At 50.2% G+C, this 18,922-nt stretch carries 12 protein-coding genes and 2 pseudogenes; all 14 read left to right on the top strand.

Annotated elements, in window-relative coordinates; genetic code table 11:
• Positions 1-60 precede the first annotated feature (60 nt).
• Positions 61-1,158: a hypothetical protein gene (locus DWZ60_RS05130; RefSeq protein WP_119221351.1), complete on the top strand. Its 1,098-nt coding sequence runs from the start codon at positions 61-63 to the stop codon at positions 1,156-1,158.
• Positions 1,159-1,180: 22 nt separating this feature from the next.
• Positions 1,181-1,846, top strand: coding sequence for a hypothetical protein (locus tag DWZ60_RS05135; RefSeq protein ID WP_055228134.1), 666 nt, complete (start codon positions 1,181-1,183; stop codon positions 1,844-1,846).
• Between the two features lie 18 nt (positions 1,847-1,864).
• The gene (locus DWZ60_RS05140) at positions 1,865-2,632 is read left to right on the top strand and encodes a hypothetical protein (RefSeq protein ID WP_117761510.1); all 768 of its coding nucleotides are present in this window, start codon (positions 1,865-1,867) and stop codon (positions 2,630-2,632) included.
• Positions 2,633-2,912: 280 nt separating this feature from the next.
• Positions 2,913-5,548, top strand: a pseudogene (mutS, locus tag DWZ60_RS05145) (DNA mismatch repair protein MutS).
• Positions 5,549-5,603: 55 nt separating this feature from the next.
• Positions 5,604-7,637, top strand: coding sequence for a DNA mismatch repair endonuclease MutL (gene mutL / locus DWZ60_RS05150; protein ID WP_119221352.1), 2,034 nt, complete (start codon positions 5,604-5,606; stop codon positions 7,635-7,637).
• A 5-nt stretch (positions 7,638-7,642) separates the two neighbouring features.
• Positions 7,643-8,619 (top strand): annotated as a pseudogene (gene miaA / locus DWZ60_RS05155) (tRNA (adenosine(37)-N6)-dimethylallyltransferase MiaA).
• Complete coding sequence (locus DWZ60_RS05160) at positions 8,613-9,899, top strand: methionine gamma-lyase family protein (protein WP_055228136.1); 1,287 nt, start codon at positions 8,613-8,615, stop codon at positions 9,897-9,899. The pseudogene miaA and the gene DWZ60_RS05160 overlap by 7 nt, the downstream one beginning before the upstream one ends.
• Positions 9,899-11,086, top strand: a complete 1,188-nt coding sequence (locus tag DWZ60_RS05165) for an NAD(P)/FAD-dependent oxidoreductase (protein ID WP_199607166.1) — start codon at positions 9,899-9,901, stop codon at positions 11,084-11,086. Before DWZ60_RS05160 ends, DWZ60_RS05165 begins: the two co-directional genes overlap by 1 nt.
• Positions 11,083-12,696, top strand: a complete 1,614-nt coding sequence (locus DWZ60_RS05170) for an NAD(P)/FAD-dependent oxidoreductase (RefSeq protein ID WP_055228138.1) — start codon at positions 11,083-11,085, stop codon at positions 12,694-12,696. Before DWZ60_RS05165 ends, DWZ60_RS05170 begins: the two co-directional genes overlap by 4 nt.
• 94 nt (positions 12,697-12,790) lie before the next feature.
• Positions 12,791-13,480, top strand: a complete 690-nt coding sequence (radC, locus tag DWZ60_RS05175) for a RadC family protein (protein WP_022462847.1) — start codon at positions 12,791-12,793, stop codon at positions 13,478-13,480.
• A 56-nt stretch (positions 13,481-13,536) separates the two neighbouring features.
• The gene (locus tag DWZ60_RS05180; protein ID WP_055217830.1) at positions 13,537-14,550 is read left to right on the top strand and encodes a rod shape-determining protein; all 1,014 of its coding nucleotides are present in this window, start codon (positions 13,537-13,539) and stop codon (positions 14,548-14,550) included.
• Positions 14,551-14,571: 21 nt separating this feature from the next.
• Positions 14,572-15,423 (top strand): rod shape-determining protein MreC, encoded by an 852-nt coding sequence (gene mreC / locus DWZ60_RS05185; protein WP_117801156.1) that lies wholly within the window; start codon positions 14,572-14,574, stop codon positions 15,421-15,423.
• On the top strand, positions 15,424-15,951 hold the full coding sequence (gene mreD / locus DWZ60_RS05190) for a rod shape-determining protein MreD (RefSeq protein WP_022462850.1): 528 nt from the start codon (positions 15,424-15,426) through the stop codon (positions 15,949-15,951).
• Positions 15,936-18,920, top strand: a complete 2,985-nt coding sequence (locus DWZ60_RS05195; protein ID WP_117801154.1) for a penicillin-binding transpeptidase domain-containing protein — start codon at positions 15,936-15,938, stop codon at positions 18,918-18,920. Before mreD ends, DWZ60_RS05195 begins: the two co-directional genes overlap by 16 nt.
• The last annotated feature ends 2 nt before the right edge of the window (positions 18,921-18,922 follow it).

Here is an 18,922-nt window from a genome sequence, read left to right on the forward strand (position 1 = left end):
GACACAAAAAAGGGGAGCAAGTACAATAAAAGTAACGAAAAGAGAGGAGGCGGTATTCAGTTGAAAAAGAGAAAATGGAAATTCCGCATCGTAGGCGGCGCTGTCACGCTGCTGGGCATCTATCTGATGGCGGTCGGCTACGGAGAGACGATCACACTCACCATCGCCACGGTTGTCCTGATTTTCGGCATTGCCATCTGGTCCATGGCAACCCCGGAGAGCTACAATTCCATGACGGATATGATTGCCATGATCTCCATGGAGAAGCCGCGGAAAATCGAAGAATTTTATGAGGCTTACAAGAACGTCGATACACCGTTCGGTTCTGCATGGCTTGCAAAATTCTACACGATGCGGCAGAAAGCACTCGTTTTCGGACCGGACGCCAAGGGAGAATATCTCTACTTCTGGCTGACCAAAGACGGTCATGTCGGTTATTTGGGATATTCCTTCATCGAAGGCTTTATCAAAAAGAAACTCACCACACCCGTGTATCCGATTCATGAAGATGTTGCAGAGAACCTCGCAGACCATCTAAGCTACCATTCCGATCTGATGATGTTCCAGAGCGAATTAAAAGCGAATCTGGAGCATTTCGTCAAAACCGGAACGGTACAGCCGTTTCAGAAGATTTCGGTGTCCCAGATTTACACCTTCACGGAGGATTACCGCCTGACGGGCCAGCATTTCGATCTGGAGGATACAGACGGAAACCTGGTTTACGAGATCGACAGCACCGTGCCGCTGAAAACATTTTATATCTACGATGCGATGCACACCGAAATCTTCCGTATGACGAAGGAACTGCTCCACGCACTGCCGACGTACCGCTTTTATCTGTACGGCGAGCCGTATGGTGTGTTGAAAAAGCAGTTTGCACTCGTACGGGATCAGTTCTCGATGGAACTGCCGGAGGGAAAACTGGAACTCCGGGAATATGCCGGCTCCATTGGCCATAATTACTCGGTAAAACTGAACGGAACTATGATCGGCGCCATCGTCGACAATATGGATCTTACCGTCGGAAACATCATGTTCGACAATGCGTTTCTGATTGTCTACGATGCAAAATATCTGCCGCAGCTGACCGCACTCGCTGTGATGGCGGCAAGAGAACTGGCACGCGACAAGGACGGCGGTCTTTCCAATCGGTCCTGACAAAAGAAAGAGAGGGGAATCTATGAGAAAAACGACAAAATTGTTTTTGGGTTTTACAGCAGGACTTCTGCTTCTGTGCGGCTGCTCGGCGGCAGAAGAAAAGTTAGGGTATGAAAACGCGGATGTGGCAAAAGAAGCCCTTGCATCGGCTTCGTCCGTCCGCATGCGCTGTGATCTGGATAACGTTGACGCTTCGGGAAACATTTATGCGGATGAAAAGGCTGCCGCGTATATGAAAAACAGCGGTCTCTTTGATCAGACCTGGACGATCTCTATTTCCGGCGAAGAATGGTTCCATATGAAAATTGTGACGGACGAAGAAATCAATAAGATGACAAAATCCGCTACTACCTATGCATTCTATGATCCGGACAACAACCTGCTTGGCTATGCACAGGAGCGCGTGACGACACCGGATCAGATGCCGGAAGCGTATTACATTATTTTTCTCGATGCAGATCTGAACGAAAAACCATATTACGCATCAGAGGATGGACATACCATTTATACAGAGGGCGGAACGGTGATCGGTTCTGCGAAAAAAGAGATGGACTGGTCCGGTTCACAGTGCAATCTCTATGTGAACCTGGAGGATAACGGTACGCAGGTGATGGATTTCCAGGATAAATACGCCTTGCTCGATATGATGTACGATGAGGCAAATGAGTATTACAAAGATAACAAGTAAGGCGGAGGAAAAAGGCAGTTGAAAAAGAGAATATATACAGCCGCTGGTCTTTTTCTTGCCGCCGCTCTGGTGCTTGGCGGCTGCGGAAAAGAAAAAGTGCCGGAATCTGAGTTTGCAACTGCGGATGAGGCAAAAGAGGCGCTTACATCGGCAGAAACCATAGAAATCTACTTTGACCTGTATGGAAGTAAACGAAAGACGAAGATTGTGGCAGACGGAAAAGTGGCGGGCTATCTTCAGAAGAATACGGTCTATATCAACGATGAGGAGTGGTTTTCGATTGACTATGTGGAGGATGAGCCCATCAATGACAGAGAAGGCTCCGGCACGACGTACGGCTATTACGACGCATCCGGTACGTGTCTTGGCTATGCGCAGGAGCAGTATGTGGATACCTCCTATGGAAAAGATACAAGACTGATTTTCCTTGATGTAGATGAAACGCCGCTCGATTACCAGAGTTCGAGAAGCGGCAGGATTCTGTATGATGAAAATGACGAGGAGATCGGCAGCGGAAAGATCGGGCGATCCGGGGTCAGTCTTCTTGATCAGTGGTACACGAATCTTTACTGTGCCGTCTTTAAGACCGAGACGGACGGCGCGCGGCAGATTGATTTCATGGACCGGATGGCGATGCTGTGGCGTCTGGAGCGCGATTACCGCTCAATTGACGACAATCCTGTCAACACCGGCGTGCAGATTTATGAAACGGTTGCCGTTGTTTTTGTGCTGATCCTGTTGATTGGTTCGTCTTTCTCAAAATGGAGACAAAAAAAGAAAAATTAAAGGGAATGCTCGCTTCCTGGACGGCTGGTTTTGAGAAAAAACCACTGACAGGAAGGGGGCATTTTATACGCTTGTGAATCTTGCACAATTTCTGGTTTCATGCTAAAATTGTGCAGGTATGACGTTTGTTATACTTCTTATATTTATTCTTGAGAAAAGGTATGAAATACAAATGAACGATACAGAAACAAAAAACACAGCGGTAAAAGCGCCGGCACTGATGTCCACGCGGCCTGTGACAGCACAGGATGCGCTGGATCAGTGTGAGAAGCTTTCGCCTATGATGGTACATTATTGCCAGACGAAGACGGGCTTGACTGACCCAGCTAATACCATTTTGTTTTACCGCTTAGGTGATTTCTACGAAATGTTCTTCGAGGATGCCACCCTGGTATCCAAAGAACTTGAGCTTACGCTGACCGGAAAGGACTGCGGCATGGAGGAGCGCGCTCCGATGTGCGGTATCCCGTATCACGCTGCAGAAGGGTATATCAACCGTCTTGTAGAGAACGGCCATAAGGTTGCGATCTGCGAGCAGATGGAGGACCCGAAACAGGCAAAGGGCATGGTAAAGCGCGAAGTCATCCGCGTTGTCACACCGGGTACGACGCTGATCCCGCAGGGACTTGATGAGACGAAGAACAACTACATCATGTCGATCGTCTGCATGGAGGGATGCTTCGGTATCTCTACAGCAGATATCTCGACCGGCCAGTGCCTCGTCACGGAAATGGACAAGCCGCGCCGCCTGGTGGATGAGATCACGAAGTTTATGCCGGCGGAAATCATCTGCAATCAGTCGTTCCTGCTCTGCGGGATCGATGTGGAGGATCTCCGGACCCGCCTTCATATCTGCGTGAATGCATTGGAAGACTGGTATTTCGACGATGATATCTGCGCCGTACGCTGCAGGAACAGTTCCATGCTGCTACGATGGAAGGCCTTGGCATCGCCGATTACAACTGCGGAACAATTGCAGCCGGTGCGCTGTTCCAGTATCTGCACGAGACACAGAAATCGGATCTGTCTCACATGAACTCGATTACACCGTATGTGACGGACAAATATATGCTGATCGACAGCTCCAGCCGCCGGAATCTGGAACTGGTGGAAACGCTGCGGGAGAAGCAGAAACGCGGCTCCCTCCTCTGGGTTCTCGACAAAACCCGCACGGCGATGGGCGCGCGTCTTCTGCGAAGCTACGTGGAGCAGCCATTGATCGACGAGGATGAAATCAATGCAAGACTCGATGCTGTAGAGGCTCTAACGGGGCAGGCGATGATCCGCGAGGAAATCCGTGAATACCTCCGTCCGGTTTATGACCTTGAGCGTCTCGTCGGAAGAATCAGCTACCAGTCCGCGAATCCGCGTGACCTGATCGCCTTTAAATCGTCGCTGCAGATGCTGCCTTACATCAAGCAGCTCTTAAACTCGTTTGACGGCGGCGCTTTGGCGCAGATTCAGGAGGATCTCGACCCTCTGGAAGACCTCTATCAGCTTGTCGATGCGGCAATCGTCGATGATCCGCCGTATCTGATGCGCGACGGCGGTATGATCAAGGATGGCTACAACGAGATGGTCGATAATTACCGTCACGCCAAGACCGAGGGCAAACAGTGGCTGAGTGAGCTTGAGGCAAGTGAGCGCGAGAAAACCGGCATCAAAAATATGAAGGTCAAATACAACAAGGTATTCGGCTATTATCTGGAGGTCACGAACTCGTTTAAAGATCTTGTCCCGGATTACTATACGAGAAAACAGACGTTGACGAATGCGGAGCGCTACATTACCCCGCGTCTGAAGGAACTCGAGGATACGATTCTCGGTGCGGAGGATAAACTGTATGCGTTGGAATACGATCTTTTCTGTACGGTGCGCGATACGGTTGCCGGTGAGGCGGAGCGGATTCAGCGCACGGCGCAGGCTCTGGCACGGCTCGATGTGTATGCATCGCTTTCCTACGTTGCCGAGCACAACCACTATGTGCGTCCGAAGCTGAACAGCCGCGGAAAGATTGATATCAAGGACGGCCGTCACCCAGTGGTCGAGAAGATGATTCCAAACGATATGTTTATCGCAAACGATACCATGCTTGACAACGGTGACCACCGCGTTTCCGTCATCACCGGACCGAACATGGCCGGTAAATCGACGTATATGCGCCAGACGGCCCTCATTGTGCTGATGGCACAGATCGGTTCGTTTGTTCCGGCTTCGAAGGCAAACATCGGTATTGTGGACCGGATCTTTACCCGTGTCGGCGCATCCGATGACCTGGCAAGCGGCCAGAGTACGTTTATGGTTGAGATGACGGAGGTGGCGAATATTCTTCGGAATGCAACCTCGAACAGTCTGCTGATTCTCGATGAGATCGGAAGAGGAACGAGTACGTTCGACGGTCTTTCGATCGCCTGGGCGGTGATTGAGCATGTGGCGAATCCGAAGCTGCTCGGCGCAAAGACACTGTTCGCTACGCATTACCATGAGCTGACTGAGCTTGAAGGAAAGCTTCCGGGCGTGCACAACTACTGTATTGCCGTTAAGGAAAAGGGCGACGATATCGTATTCCTGCGTAAAATTGTACAGGGCGGCGCAGATAAGAGCTACGGTATCCAGGTAGCGCGTCTTGCGGGAGTGCCGGAGTCAGTGCTCTCCCGGGCGCAGGAGCTGGTGGAGCAGTTGAGCGATGCCGATATCACTGCTGCGGTCAAGGATCTGACCATGCAGAAGAAACCGAAGGCAAAGCCTGTTCACTACGACGAGGTCGATATGGCACAGATGTCGCTGTTCGATACGGTGCAGGACGATGATATCATCAAAGAGCTCTCGGAGCTTGATATCTCGAATATGACACCGATGGATGCTTTAAATACCCTGTACCGTTTCCAGGGAAAGGTGAAAAACCGCTGGAAATAGGGGAATGCTGGATCAGAACATAAGTTAGAATCAATCCGAAACAGAAAGGAACAACATGGCTACCATAGCAGTACTGGATCAGAATACGATCGATAAAATTGCGGCCGGTGAGGTCGTGGAACGGCCGGCTTCCGTGGTAAAGGAGCTGGTGGAAAATGCAATGGACGCCGGTGCGACGGCGATCACCGTGGAAATCCGCGACGGCGGTATCTCGCTGGTGCGGATCACGGACAATGGAAGCGGCATTCCGGCCGAACAGGTGCCGCTCGCTTTTCTGCGCCACGCGACGAGCAAGATCCGTTCCGTGGAAGAACTCGTGCAGATTGCATCTCTTGGCTTCCGCGGCGAGGCGCTCTCGAGTATCTCGGCGGTTGCGCAGATCGAGATGATTACGAAAACGCCGGATGCGCTGACGGGAACGCGGTATGTGATTGAGGGCGGCGCGGAGAAGGCCAATGAGGAGGTCGGTGCCCCGACCGGAACAACCTTTCTGGTCCGGAATCTTTTTTACAACACGCCGGCTCGTCAGAAATTCTTAAAAACGCCGGTTACGGAGGCAAATGCGGTGACTTCTGTGGTGGAGCAGCTCGCTCTGTCGCATCCGGGGATTTCGTTTAAATATATGGTGAATTCACAGGTGAAGCTCCATACGAGCGGCAACCGGAATTTAAAAGAACTGGTCTATAATATTTACGGCCGCGACATCGCGCGGGAGCTGATCGAGATTCACTCGGAAAGCCCGCTGATGACGATTGATGGTTTTATTGGAAAACCGGTGATCTCGAGGGGAAACCGGAATTTTGAAAATTATTACGTGAATGGACGGTATGTGCGGAGCAAGCTGCTCGCCCGTGCGATTGAGGACGGATATCAGACATCGATGATGCAGCATAAATATCCGTTTACGCTGTTCTATGTACAGATGGATGGAGAGGCGGTGGATGTCAATGTGCATCCGACGAAGATGGAACTTCGTTTTTCTCATCAGGAGGAGATTTACCGCCAGATGCGCGATATGATCTCAGGTGCGCTGAATCACAGGGAGCAGATTGTGAAGGTTTCGCTTTCTTCCGACAGGGAACGGAAAGCAGAGGAAAAAGCGGCACGGAAAGAACAGATTGTTGTTCCGGAACCGTTCGAGCAGAAACGGCAGGTAAAAGAAGGCTTTGCACGGCAGTCCCTTCCGGTGGAGCCGGTTTCCAGCCAGAGCAGAAGAATGCCAATTTTCCCGGAGGTGGAACGAAATGGATACCGCGCAGCGAAAACGTATGTGCCGGTTCAGCAGATGACGGGAATGACGCGGGAAGAGGAAGAACTGTTTGAGCCGGGTGCAGGAAACGTACCAAAGACGGCAGACCTCTCAAACGCGGACACAATACAGCATCAGCAGGAGCCAGATGCAGCTCCAACGGTATCTTCCATGCTGGAAGAATCCTCATCTGCATCTGCTTCGCCTGAGCCAGAAGGCCAGATGCAGCTCTTTGATGAGCAGTTTCTTACCCCGGAGGCAGAGAAATCGCACCGCATCATCGGCCAGGTTTTCGATACGTACTGGCTGATTCAGTACGGCGAGAATCTCTACATCATCGATCAGCATGCCGCGCACGAAAAGGTACTGTTCGAGCGGATGATGAAAAATTACCGGGAAAAGAACGTCACCTCCCAGATGGTGAGTCCTCCGCTGATCGTCTCCTTAACGCCGCAGGAAGCAGATCTTGTGACCCGTTACATGGACGTTTTCCAGTCCTTCGGCTACGAAATTTCCCCGTTCGGCGGAAAAGACTATGCGATCAACGCCGTGCCGCACAACCTGTACGGTATTGCGACGGAGGAGCTGTTTATCGAGATTCTCGACAATCTTGAGGAGGTCCGCGAAAAGCCGCTGGAGATTTTAAAAGACCGTCTGGCGACGATGTCGTGCAAGGCCGCCGTAAAGGGCAACAATCATCTTTCCTATGCAGAGGCGGAGCAGCTCATTGCCGAGCTTTTGACGCTCGAAGATCCGTATCACTGCCCGCACGGCCGGCGACGATCATTTCCCTCTCGAAACGGGAACTGGAAAAGAAATTTAAGAGAATTGTGTAGGTGATTTTTTTGAAAAAACCTTTGATTATCCTGACCGGTCCGACCGCTGTCGGCAAGACGAAGCTGTCGATTTCGCTTGCCAAAGCGGTGAATGGGGCCATTATCTCCGCGGATTCCATGCAGGTCTACCGCCATATGGATATCGGATCTGCCAAAATCCGCCCGGAGGAGATGTGCGGCGTTCCGCATTATCTGATCGATGTGCTCGATCCTTCCGAAGAGTTTCACGTCGTGAAGTTTGTGGAACTGGCGCATGAAGCGATGGAAAAAATATACGCCGCCGGACAGATTCCGATCGTGACGGGCGGCACCGGCTTTTATATCCAGGCGCTTTTAAAAGAAGTTGATTTTACGGAATCGCACGGTGAACTGCCGATCCGGAAACAGCTGGAAGAAAAAGCAGCAACGGAGGAAGGCGCGGCAGAACTGTACCGGGAACTTTCCGAGGTTGATCCTGCTTCCGCGGAGACGATTCACCCGAATAATGTAAAACGTGTAATCCGGGCGCTGGAATATTATCACGAGACAGGACAGAAGATTTCGGAGCACAACGAGGAGCAGAAGCAGAAGGAATCTCCGTACTGTTCTGCTTATTTTGTGCTGAACGACGAACGTTCGATTCTGTATGACCGCATTGACAAGCGCGTCGATCAGATGATCCGCGACGGACTGGTTGATGAAGTTTTCCGTTTGAAAAAATGGGATACACAAGAGATCTTGTCTCCATGCAGGGACTGGGCTACAAAGAACTGTTCCCGTATCTTGCGGGCGAATGCACGCTGGAGGAGGCCGTCTATATCATCAAGCGGGACACCCGTCATTTTGCCAAACGGCAGCTGACCTGGTTCCGACGGGAAAAGGATGTGATCTGGCTGAACAAGCCGGATTTTGACTACGACGAAGAAAAAATATTATCATATATGCTGGATCGCTGGAACGAAATCGTTTCGGCCGATGCAAAGGAAGAAGGAGAACAATCATGTTGACAGAAAAAGCTGCTATGTACAGCACACTTGGCATTTCCAAAGAGGTTTTCGCATTTGGAACGAAAATTGAGGAAGAATTAAAAGAGCGTTTTGCAAAAATTGATGAAATCGCAGAATACAACCAGTTAAAGGTCATCCACGCCATGCAGGCAAGCAAGGTCAGCGAGGCATGCTTATATGGAACCACAGGATACGGATACAATGACCTGGGACGTGATACGCTGGAGCAGGTCTATGCAACGTGCTTCGGCACTGAGGATGCACTGGTACGCCCGCAGATCGCCTGCGGAACCCATGCGCTTGCAACGGCGCTTTCCGGAAATCTCCGCCCGGGCGACGAACTGCTTTCTCCTGTTGGAAAACCGTACGACACCCTTGAGGAAGTGATCGGCATCCGCCCGTCCGTCGGATCTCTTGCGGAATATGGCGTAACTTACCGCCAGGTAGATTTAAAAGAGGACGGCTCTTTCGATTACGAAGGAATCAAAAATGCCATCAACAAAAAGACAAAGATGGTGACGATTCAGAGGTCGAAAGGATATCAGACCAGACCGACGCTTTCTGTTACCCGCATCGGTGAACTGATTGCATTTATTAAAAATATCAAACCAGATGTCATCTGTATGGTCGATAACTGCTACGGCGAGTTCGTGGAGACGATCGAACCGACCAATGTCGGTGCAGATCTGATGGTCGGATCCCTGATCAAAAACCCGGGCGGCGGACTGGCTCCGGCCGGCGGTTACATTGTTGGAAAGAAAAAGTACGTGGAAAATGCAGCATACCGTCTGCTCTCCCCGGGACTTGGAAAAGAGGTTGGCGCAACACTCGGTGTGAACGGTTCCTTCTACCAGGGATTCTTCCTGGCACCGACCGTTACCGCAGCGGCATTAAAAGGTGCTGTCTTTGCTGCAAATGTTTATGAGAAACTGGGATTTGCCGTTGTTCCAAACGGAACCGAGAGCCGTCACGACATCATTCAGGCGGTAACCTTTGGAAAACCGGAAGGCGTCATCGCATTCTGCCAGGGTATCCAGGCAGCTGCCCCGGTCGACAGCTTCGTTTCCCCGGAACCTTGGGATATGCCAGGTTACGACAGCCCAGTTATCATGGCAGCTGGCGCTTTCGTGCAGGGCTCTTCCATTGAACTTTCTGCCGATGGCCCGATCAAACCGCCGTACGCTGTCTATTTTCAGGGTGGGCTTACGTGGCAGCACGCAAAATTCGGTATTCTGATGAGTCTTCAGAAACTCGTCGATGCCGGTATGGTGACATTATAATGGCAAAAAATGTGGTAATTATCGGCGGCGGCGCGAGCGGACTGATGGCGGCAATTTGGGCCTCACGTCTCGGTGCCGCGGTCACCGTTCTGGAAAAGAACGATAAACCGGGCAGAAAGCTTCTTGCGACCGGAAACGGACGGTGTAATTTTACCAATCGTTATCAGGATGCATCGTGCTACCGCACGGGAAATCAGGAGCGTGCATCACGGGTTCTCGAACAGTTTACCGAACAGGACACCGAACAGTTTTTTGAACAGCTCGGCATCCGCATCCGGAGCCGTGAAGGCTGGCTTTATCCGGCCAGCGAGCAGGCACAGTCCGTTCTTGAGCTGCTGATTTTGGAAGCCAGATTCCGAAAGGTAAAAATCAAGACACGGGAAACGGCTGTTGCAGTGGAAAAAGCCGAAAATGGTTATCTGGTGCGCACCGAAGGATGGCAGTACCCGGCTGACAGCGTCATCATCTGCTGCGGAAGCTGTGCTTCCCAGATCGCCGGTTCCGACGGAGATACACTTCGATTTGCCGATCAGCTTCAGCTCGCTTCGATTCCGTTTTTCCCGGCCCTCTGCCCGCTCCGCTGCAAAGGAAACCAGTTTTCCTCCTGGGCGGGTGTTCGGGTGCGCGCGAAGATTACGCTTCTGGTTGAAAATCAGGAGATTCTGACGGAACAGGGAGAGCTGCAGCTTACCGACTACGGTGTCTCCGGCATCCCGGTATTCCAGATTTCCCGGTTCGCTGTGCGCGCCTGCATGCAGAAAAAACGCGCTGAACTTCTCGTAGACTTCTTTCCGGAACTGACGGAATCGGAGCTTACTGCAGAATTTGTCAGACGGCAGGAAATCTGCCCGTATAAAGCGCCAAAAGAGCTTCTGATCGGCCTTCTTCCGGAAAAACTCATTCCGGTTCTGATCGGAAAGAAAAAGATTCCGGAAGAAATGGCAGGCGCCATCAAATCATATCGTTTACAGATCACCGGCCAGACCGACTTTGGAAAAGCCCAGGTGTGTGCGGGCGGCATCACGCTCGACCAGCTTACGGATTCTCTGGAATCGGTACAGCACCCTGGTATTTTCTTTGCGGGAGAAGCCCTGGACGTCGACGGCGTCTGCGGCGGCTACAATCTCCAGTGGGCCTGGTCCAGCGGAAGTGCAGCCGGAAGAGCTGCAGCAGGAGAACATGCATGATTCGGATACAGCAATTAAAGCTTCCAGTCACCCACACACAGGAGGAACTGGAACAGAAAATAAGAAAAACACTGAAAATCGGAAAACACGATCTGCAGGAAATTGAGCTCTTACGCCGCTCAATTGATGCCAGAAAGAAATCCGAATTAAAATACGTTTATCAGCTTGATGTAAAAGTAAAAGATGAGAACGCCGTACTGCGGAAGGCGAAAAATAACCAGATCGTAAAAGCGGAGAAAAAGCCATATGTGTTCCCAAAATCCGGAGAACAGACTCTTGTTCACCGGCCGGTTATTATCGGAAGCGGTCCGGCAGGGCTTTTTTGTGCCTATGTTCTCGCAAAGCATGGCTACCGTCCGCTCGTTCTGGAGCGCGGCGAATCTGCAGAACAGAGAAAGAAAAGTGTCGATGCGTTCTGGAAAACCGGCGTTCTGAACCCGGAATCGAACGTACAGTTCGGAGAGGGCGGCGCCGGTACGTTTTCGGATGGAAAATTAAACACTTCGGTGAAGGATCCATCCGGCAGAAACCGTGAGGTACTCCGGATCTTCACGGAATGCGGGGCACCGGAAGAAATTCTGTACGATCAGAAACCGCACCTTGGCACCGATCAGCTCATCGGAATTGTGACAACAATGCGGAAAAAGATCGAGGCATGGGGCGGAGAAGTCCGTTTCGGAGCAAAAGTGACGGACTTTGGGATTGAAAACGGCAGACTCACTTCTGTAACCGTCAATGAAACCGAGAAGATTGCCGCGGAGACTGCAGTCCTTGCGATCGGCCACTCTGCACGCGATACCTTCTTTAAACTCTGCGAAAATAAGATCTCCATGGAAGCAAAATCCTTCGCTGTCGGCGTCCGCATTGAGCATCCGCAGAAGATGATCACGGAGGATCAGTACGGACCGGAGGCACCGGATTTCCTTGGGGCAGCACCGTATAAGCTCACCAATCAGTGTGAAAACGGAAGAGGTGTGTACTCATTCTGCATGTGTCCCGGCGGCTATGTTGTCAACGCATCCTCGGAAGCGGAACGCACCTGCGTCAACGGTATGAGTTATTCTGACCGGGAAGGTAAAAATGCGAACAGCGCTATGATTGTCACCGTAACACCGGAAGACTACCGCCCGTACCATGTAGAGGGAACGCCGGACGTACTCGATGGTGTGGCATTCCAGAGAGCGCTTGAACACGCTGCGTGGGAAGCCGGAAAAGGCAAAGTTCCGGTGCAGCTTTTTGGTGATTTCTGTGAAAACAGAGTTTCTACAGCACTTGGAGAGGTAACCCCTTCCATCTGCGGAGAATGGACTTTCGCCAATCTGCGGGAAGTTCTTCCGACGTTTATCGGAGACTCCCTTGTGGAAGGCATTCGTGCATCTGAGCGGAAAATCCACGGCTTTTCCCGTCCGGACGCCGTTCTTTCCGGCGTGGAAGCGCGTACCTCGTCACCGGTCCGCATTGTAAGAAATGAAACGCTCGAAAGTCCGTCGCTTACCGGTCTTTACCCGTGCGGAGAGGGCGCAGGCTATGCGGGAGGCATCACTTCCGCAGCCATGGACGGATTAAAAACGGCAGAGGAAATTGCAAAAAAATATATGAATTTTTCATAATTCCTATACATCTGCGGAAAGTTGTGCTAGAATGATGGGTGATTCAAACCAATGTATTCCATGAAAATTCCCGGAAGAGTGGTGGGAGGAATACATGAGAAAAAATGGATTACGAAACCTGCCGACGATGGAACAGCCATATGAAAAATGCCTGGAAAACGGCCCGGAAAGCCTTTCCGACGCGGAGCTTCTGGCTGTCATTTTACGATGTGGGGCAAGGGGAAAAACATCCCTGGAGCTCGCAAGAGAAATTCTTTCCCTTCCCGGAAAAGAGGAGGGCCTGTTAGGACTCTATCACTGTACAAGACAGGAACTTCTGCAGATCCGCGGAGTCGGGGAAGTAAAAGCGATCCAGCTCCAGTGCATCGGTGAGCTTTCCAAACGAATGGCCGCGGCCGGAGCAAGAAAAGGTCTCTGCTTTCATGATCCGGCTTCCATTGCGGATTATTACATGGAACGTCTCCGCCACGAGGATCAGGAGGTTCTTCTCTGCATGATGCTGGACACAAAAAATCAGCTTCTCGGAGAAAAGGAAATCACAAGAGGAACGGTCAATGCGACGATGATTTCGCCGCGGGAGCTTTTTCTTGCGGCACTGCAGTTCCGTGCGGTTCATATTCTGCTGGTTCACAACCATCCAAGCGGAATCCCGGAACCAAGCGGTGACGATATTACCGTGACACGGCAGATCCGGCGGGCGGGCGAAATGCTCGGCATTACCCTGCTGGATCACATTATTATCGGGGATCACTGTTATACCAGTATGCTGGAACAGGGAATCTGATCCCGAAAATCCGAGGCAGAAATGCCCAAAGGAAGGGAACAAGTTAAAGGAGCACGATGCAGATTCGAAATGTATACGGCATAGACCTTGGCACCAGTACCGTCAAAATCTATGACCTGAAGAAAGACACAATCACAAAAGAAAAAAATATGATTGCCATACGCAACCGCGAACAGGTGATTGCCGTTGGAAATTACGCATATGAAATGCACGAGAGAACGCCTTCCAATATCGAGGTAATTACCCCCATGAGCAACGGACGCATTGCGAATGTATTGATGGTAGAAGCCGTTTTGCACACGCTTCTCCACCGCTGTACGCGCCACATGGGATACCGCCCGGAGCTGTATTTTTCAGTTCCCTGCGATATGACAGAGATTGAACGGCGTTCTTATTATACGATTGCACATAAGGGAGCCTTAAAAAACTGCCGCATGTATCTTGTGGATAAACCAATCGCGGATGCGCTGGCACTTGGCATTCCGATCAACCGCACGAAGGGTTCCATGATTGTCAACATCGGAGCGCAGAGCACAGAGATTTCTGTTATCGCCAACGCGAGGGTTATTTTTTCCAGAATCATCCCGGTAGGCGGAAAACAGTTCAACGAATCGATATGCAATCTGAACCGCCGCAAAAACAATTTCCAGATTGGCTCCAAAACAGCCAAACGTGTCAAGATTGCGCTGGCGGATCTTGGAACAGACAAAAAAGAGGCGCGGAAGGTGCGCGGCGTAGATGGTGCATCCGGTCTTCCAATGGAAGGGATCATTACTTCTTCCCTCGTAAACGAAGCACTCCTTTCCGGTGTTAATGAGATCGGCGAGGAAATCAAGCATGCGCTGGAGCGTACACCGCCGCAGATCCACGATCATATCCAGAAAGAGGGTATTTACATCACCGGCGGAAGCACAAGGATTCCGAACATTGACCGCTATCTTTCGAGACAGCTCGGCTGTCCGGTGCAGCTTTCCCAGTATTATGACCTCTGTACCATCTGTGGGCTCAAGGAACTGATCACGCACGATGCGCTGCATCGCTGGGCTTACACGGTAAATAAAAAGAAGTAAATCTATCAAAAAGGACCCGCTATGAATAAGAAGAAAAAATTTCAGCTAAAAAGCAAACATTTACTTTTCATCATGACGTTCCTGTGTCTCTCCGGCATTTTAGGCAGTGCAGCAGACAAAATGCCGGTCACGCCGATCCGGGAAGCCGCAGGCTTTGTGATCATCCCGTTTCAGAACGGAATTAACCAGATCGGTGCGTATTTGACAGACTGTCTGACCGGTTTCCAGAACGTCAAAAAACTGTCTGCCGAGAAAGAGGAGCTTGAACAGAAGGTCACGGATCTGACTGAGGAAAACAATCAGCTTGTACAGGAGCAGCAGGAGCTGCAGCGTCTTCAGGAGCTGTATCAGCTGGACCAGTCCTACTCGGAATATGAAAAAGTAGCAGCACAGGTCATCTCAAAGGATCCGGGCAACTGGTATGATACCTTTGTCATCAACAAAGGATCAAATGACGGGATTCAGAAAGATATGAACGTTATTGCAGACGGCGGCCTTGTTGGACTTGTTGAGGAGGTAAGTTCCAATTCCGCTACTGTCCGCTCTATCATTGATGACTCCAGTTCCGTGAGCGCCATGACAGCATCTACCTCGGATACGTGTATTGTATCGGGTGATCTGCGCCTGATCAGCAACGGAAAGCTTGCCTTTTCCCAGCTGAATACAACCGACACGGTAGCTGAGGGCGAAAAGATTGTGACATCGAACATCAGTGATAAATACCTCCGCGGTATTCTGATCGGCTATGTCAGTGAAATCACCGAGGACTCCAATCACCTGACGAAAAAGGGATACATCATTCCTGTTGTGGATTTTCAACATATTCAGGAAGTTCTCGTGATCAAAGAATTAAAACAGCAGGGAGGAGAGTAAATGCGCAGAAAAATCACGCTTGCCTTTCTGATTCTGGCAGCTTTCCTGTTACAGACAACTGTATTTCAGTATTTTCAGATCGCGTCCGTAACGCCGAACCTTCTTCTGATTCTGACGTCCGCCTTTGGGCTGATGCGCGGAAAAAAAGAGGGACTGATGGTCGGATTTTTCAGCGGTCTGATGATTGATCTGTTCTACGGCAGCCTGTTTGGATTTTACGCACTGCTCTACATGTATATCGGTTATCTGAATGGCTTTTTCTGCAAAGTCTTCTATGACGATGATATTAAGGTACACATTGTACTGGTCGCTGCCAGCGATCTTGTCTACAGTCTGCTGATGTATGTGCTGCAGTTCCTGCTGCGCGTGCGCCTGCACTTTTTCGATTATCTGGCGCATATTATTCTGCCGGAAATGGTATACACGGTAGTGCTCTCCATTCTGCTTTACCGGCTTTTATTTATCATCAACCGTAAACTGACCGAAAATGAAATGGAAGGACAACAGTCGCCATGGCTAAGAAGATAAGAAAACTTTTCCGCAGACTCGGTGAAAACCGCACCCTATTGCTTGGTGTGGTTTTCCTTGCTATGTTTGCCGTCCTGATCGGAAGACTTTTTATCCTGCAGGTGGTGCATGGAGAAGAGTATGCGGATAATTTTGAACTGCAAATCACAAAAACCAGAACCCTTGATAGTACAAGAGGAAATATTTATGACCGGAACGGAAAACTGATCGCTGGAAATAAGGTTTCCTACTCCGTAACCATCGAGGATAACGGAACGTACAACACGACAAAAGAACGTATTCTCTCTCTGAACGCAGAACTCTATCGTCTCTGTAAGCTGATTCGTGCAAACGGAGACTCGATTGACACCAGCACCTTCCCGATTGAAGTGGATGAGAACGGTGCGTTTGTTTTTACAGGTGAAGAGGGAACGACCCGCGACCGTTTCCGTGCAGACATTTATGGACAGAAGAAAATCGACGATATGACGGCAGAACAGAAGAGTTCCAGTGCCGAAACGCTGATGACATTTCTTGCCGGACCGGACGGCTTTGGCCTGGATGCCTATTCTGACGATGAAAAATACGCATATTCTGCCAAAGATTTTGAAGAGTATGGTCTTCCATACCAGACAGACGAATCCGGAAATGCGGTCCTTTCTCTTTCCAATCAGGAGCGTCTGGAAATTCTGGTGATCCGCTATAAGATGAAACAGACGAATTATCAGAAGTATGTCCGCGTGACAGTTGCTTCCGGCGTCAGCAGCAATACAACTGCATCGATTGCAGAGAATGAAGATGTTCTGCAGGGTGTCAGCATTTCGGAAGATTCCGAGCGTGTATATTATGACGGAAAGTATTTTTCCTCTCTGATCGGTTATACGGGCCAGGCGTCCTCAGACGAGCTGACAGAACTGAATGAAGAGCTGAAGAGCCAGGGAAAAGAAGAAACGTATTCCACGGAATCCATCGTCGGAAAATCTGGTCTGGAACAGTATATGGAGACAATCCTTCAGGGAACCGACGGATCAGAAGAGATTATCGTTAATAACGTCGGAAAAGAGCTGGAAACGGTAGAAGGATCCCTGGTTGAGCCAAAACAGGGAAATAACGTCTATCTTTCGATTGATTATGACCTGCAGATTGCGGTATATAAAATTCTGGAACAGAGAATTGCCGGCATTCTGAAACAGTATCTGAGTGATGTAAAATCCGTTGATACCTCAACACTTGCCAATACGGATGCCGTTCCGATTCCAATTTACGATGTATACAATGCACTGATCGAAAACAGCACGATTGATATTTCCCATTTCTCGGCGGCGGATGCCACGGAGCGTGAGCAGCGGATCTATGCACTGTTCCAGCAGAAGCTCCAGCAGGTGCTTGCCGAGATTACGCAGGAACTGACCGTTGAAACAGCAACCGTTTACAACGACCTCAGCGATGAAATGCAGGAATATGAGACCTTCATCGTGGATAAGCTGCTTTCCAGTACGATGGGTATTCTTTCTTCAACAGCAATTGATGAGAAAGACGCCACCTATCAGGCATGGAATGACGGAACGATTTCTCTTCGTGATTATCTGACGTATGCGGCAAGCCAGAACTGGATTGATGTCTCAGCACTGACGCAGGATGATGCCTACCTGGATTCTCAGGAGGTTTATCAGAAGCTGACGGAGGTTATTCTGGACCGTCTGGCAAACAATACAACATTTGCAAAAAAGATGTATCACTATATGCTGCTGCAGGATATGCTCGATGGCTATGATATCTGCAATCTGATGTATGATCAGAACCTTCTGACGAAAGAGGATGACGATTATGCCGCTTATGTTGCAGGAAATATGACACCGTTCCAGCTTCTGTCCGATAAAATCGCCAAACTGGAAATCACCCCGGCACAGCTTGCACTCGATCCGTGTTCCGGTTCTGCTGTCATTACGGACCCGAATACCGGTGCTATTTTAGCCTGTGTTTCCTATCCTGGCTACGACAACAACCGCCTGGCAAACCAGATGGATACCGCATACTGGGCAAAATTGAATACCGATGAATCCAGCCCGCTGTACAACAAAGCAACCCAGCAGAAGACGGCTCCTGGTTCCACCTTTAAACCGCTGATGGCGGTTGCCGGATTAAGCGAAGGCATAATTACTCCGACCAGTACCATCAACTGCAACGGTCTGTTCGGGGAAGGACTTGTCAACGAATCTGACTATGTCCACTGCCATCAGTTGAGCGGCCACGGAGATCTGAACATTGTCGGTGCCATCCAGAACTCCTGCAACGTGTTCTTCTGTACGCTTGGATATCGTCTGGGACTCGATGAGAACGGCACCTTTAAACAGAAGCGCTCTCTGGAAATGATCCAGAAATATGCCGATATGTTTAAGCTGGATGAAAAGACTGGAATCGAAATTTCGGAAACCGATCCGAATGTAACCGATTCCCTCCCGATCCCTTCCTCGATTGGTCAGGGTACCAACAACTATACGACGACACAGCTTGCACGCTATGTCACAACGATTGCAAATTCCGGTACGGTTTATAATCTTTCCCTTCTGCAGAAAGCAACGGATTCGGATGGCAATGACATCGATATGGGTGCAGATTTCGGCCCGACGGTAAATTCAGAAATGGATGTTGATTCCAACATCTGGGATCTGGTACACGAAGGCATGCGAAAAGTAATCAGCGTATCCAATGCGGCCATTTTCCCGGAATCCTGGCCGGTAGAGCTTTCCGGAAAAACCGGTACCGCGCAGGAAGACCGTACACGTGCAAACCATGGACTGTTTATCGGCTTCTCTCACTATGAGAGCAGAGACGATATTGCTCTTGCCGTCCGCATTCCGTTTGGATATTCTTCTATGAACGCAGAGTTGGTAGCTAAGGATATCTTAGATTATTACTATGGCCTCTCAGACGATATTCTGTCCGGTCAGGCAAACTCCAACGGTGTTGCAAGCGTGAGAGCAGACTAAGG

It is taken from the genome of Blautia sp. AF34-10 (assembly GCF_003477865.1).
In the GTDB taxonomy this organism is placed as follows: domain Bacteria; phylum Bacillota; class Clostridia; order Lachnospirales; family Lachnospiraceae; genus Fusicatenibacter; species Fusicatenibacter saccharivorans.

Bases quoted from the DNA above. Each gene is read 5' to 3' on its own strand.
- DWZ60_RS05135 (WP_055228134.1), top strand. From the start codon at position 1,181: ATGAGAAAAACGACAAAATTGTTTTTGGGTTTTACAGCAGGACTTCTG.
- mutL (WP_119221352.1), top strand. From the start codon at position 5,604: ATGGCTACCATAGCAGTACTGGATCAGAATACGATCGATAAAATTGCG.
- DWZ60_RS05160 (WP_055228136.1), top strand. From the start codon at position 8,613: ATGTTGACAGAAAAAGCTGCTATGTACAGCACACTTGGCATTTCCAAA.
- DWZ60_RS05165 (WP_199607166.1), top strand. From the start codon at position 9,899: ATGGCAAAAAATGTGGTAATTATCGGCGGCGGCGCGAGCGGACTGATG.
- DWZ60_RS05170 (WP_055228138.1), top strand. From the start codon at position 11,083: ATGATTCGGATACAGCAATTAAAGCTTCCAGTCACCCACACACAGGAG.
- radC (WP_022462847.1), top strand. From the start codon at position 12,791: ATGAGAAAAAATGGATTACGAAACCTGCCGACGATGGAACAGCCATAT.
- DWZ60_RS05180 (WP_055217830.1), top strand. From the start codon at position 13,537: ATGCAGATTCGAAATGTATACGGCATAGACCTTGGCACCAGTACCGTC.
- mreC (WP_117801156.1), top strand. From the start codon at position 14,572: ATGAATAAGAAGAAAAAATTTCAGCTAAAAAGCAAACATTTACTTTTC.
- mreD (WP_022462850.1), top strand. From the start codon at position 15,424: ATGCGCAGAAAAATCACGCTTGCCTTTCTGATTCTGGCAGCTTTCCTG.
- DWZ60_RS05195 (WP_117801154.1), top strand. From the start codon at position 15,936: ATGGCTAAGAAGATAAGAAAACTTTTCCGCAGACTCGGTGAAAACCGC.